Raw genomic sequence first — 1,756 nt, forward strand, 5'->3', positions numbered from 1 at the left:
CACGGCGGGCTCCATGATGGAGCCCGCCCCCTTCAGCCGTGCTGTCCCGCGCTGGACAGAAGGTTCATGACCAGCACCCCGCATATGATGAGCGTCATGCCCGCCATGGCCGCCAGATCCAGTTTCTGCCCCAGCACCACGCGGCAGACCAGCGCGATCAGCACGGTGCCGACGCCAGACCAGATGGCGTAGCGATGCCGGTGGGAATGACGCGCAACGCCTGTGAAAGCGCATAGAACGCCACGGCGTACCCCACCCCCGTGACGCAGGATGGCCACAGCCGGGTAAAGCCGGCGGATAACGTCAGGCAGAACGTGGCCGTTACTTCAGCAACAATGGCGATGGCCAGATAGAGATAGGGCATGCCCTCACCACGCCCCATGCGTGGGGAACGGCAGGACGGGGCGGGCCATTCGCGCGCGAATCGTCAACATATCCAGCGCCCCGCCCTGCCGGACCGGCCTGCGCCAGTGCCGTTCCTGCTCCACCGCTCGTGCCGGATGGTGTCTCGGTCCTGCCCGCATCCCGCCATCATCTCCCCTGTTTTTTCCAGCCGGGCCGGACATGTCCCGCCCATGGCGCCGTAACGATAAAAAACTTTCATATCGTGCAGGAAACCTTCGCTTTGCTAAAACGATTCATGTATAGCGTAGATAGGAGGTATGAACCATGAGCAACTCTGCACGTATGATCGCCCATCTGCTGATCACGGTTCGCCTGAGCACGCGCAACCGCCCTGCCGCGCCGGTTTCCCAGCCCGCAAAGGACTGAAATCCCGGCCCTGACGTACCGCTTTACGGCTCCTCCTGTCATGTTATGACACGGAGACCCCTTCGCGCAGTCGCATCAGGCGGGCGGTGAAGGCTGGCAGTTCGTCGTGATGCAGCAGGAAGACATTGTTCGACCGCGCCAGCGCGCGGGCCGGAAGGGTGTAATCGGCGTTGGAAACAACGGCGGCGAAATCGGCACGATAATGCAGGCGGGCGGCGGCAACCTGCTGCACCGCCTCGTTGCCCACCGTGTTGCGGTACAGTTTGCACTGCACGACCAGCCGCATGTTATCGCGGGTCGCGATCACATCGGCCCCCTGGTCGCTGCCCGGCGTGGTGGCGCGGGCTTCCCACCCCGCCCCACGCAGGCGGCGGGCGCAATAGCTTCGTAGGCGATCGGGTCCATGTCTGGGGTATAAACCCCGTCATCATGCCTGCCGCCTGCGGTGGCGAGCGGCTGGCGGGCCACCCGTTCAACGCGCGCCAGCACCGGGGCTGCAATGGTGGGCCAGACATCATGCAGCCGGGCGCGGCGCAGGGCGGGCTGGAGTACGGTCTTGACGAATTCCGTCTGTTCGCGCCGCCATTTGCCAACACGTTCCACCCCGTAACTGTTGACCTGCACAAGCTGCCTGCGCCGGATACGCAGCGTCTCGGCATGGCGGTTCACCATGCGATAACACAGCCGCACCGCCCGCCGACGGCGCAGCCGCCGCCAGCCGAACCGTAACAGCGGCCACACCCCCACAATCACCCCCGCCGCCAGCGCGCCGTGCACCAGGCCGACAGGCAATGCCCCGGATGCGGGATTTGCGCCCGCGACACTGGCGGCGAAATAAAGCGGCGTGTCACCATGATGGAAGGGGAACTGACGCAGCAGCACCGTGTCCCCGTGACGCTCAAGCAACTGCCAGTCCGCATCCGTCCCCACACGGCGGCAATGCAGCTGCGCCAGCGCGTGATCCCGCCCCTCTGGCGCAAGCACC

General features: G+C 65.3%; 2 protein-coding genes and 2 pseudogenes. All 4 read right to left on the reverse strand.

Features of this window, described 5'->3' with window-relative positions; translation table 11 throughout:
- Nucleotides 1-32: 32 nt before the first annotated feature.
- Nucleotides 33-364, reverse strand: a pseudogene (locus tag JCM25156_RS25215) (DMT family transporter).
- A gap of 4 nt (nucleotides 365-368) precedes the next feature.
- Nucleotides 369-566 carry a hypothetical protein gene (locus JCM25156_RS30235; RefSeq protein ID WP_206777872.1) on the reverse strand — a complete coding sequence of 66 codons (198 nt, stop codon included), beginning with the start codon at nucleotides 564-566 and terminating at the stop codon, nucleotides 369-371.
- A 248-nt stretch (nucleotides 567-814) separates the two neighbouring features.
- Nucleotides 815-1,138, reverse strand: a complete 324-nt coding sequence (locus JCM25156_RS31485; protein ID WP_242402702.1) for a restriction endonuclease — start codon at nucleotides 1,136-1,138, stop codon at nucleotides 815-817.
- Nucleotides 1,075-1,756, reverse strand: a pseudogene (locus JCM25156_RS25220) (hypothetical protein); the annotation flags it as partial. The gene JCM25156_RS31485 and the pseudogene JCM25156_RS25220, both read right to left, overlap by 64 nt.

This window comes from Komagataeibacter kakiaceti JCM 25156 (genome assembly GCF_000613305.1).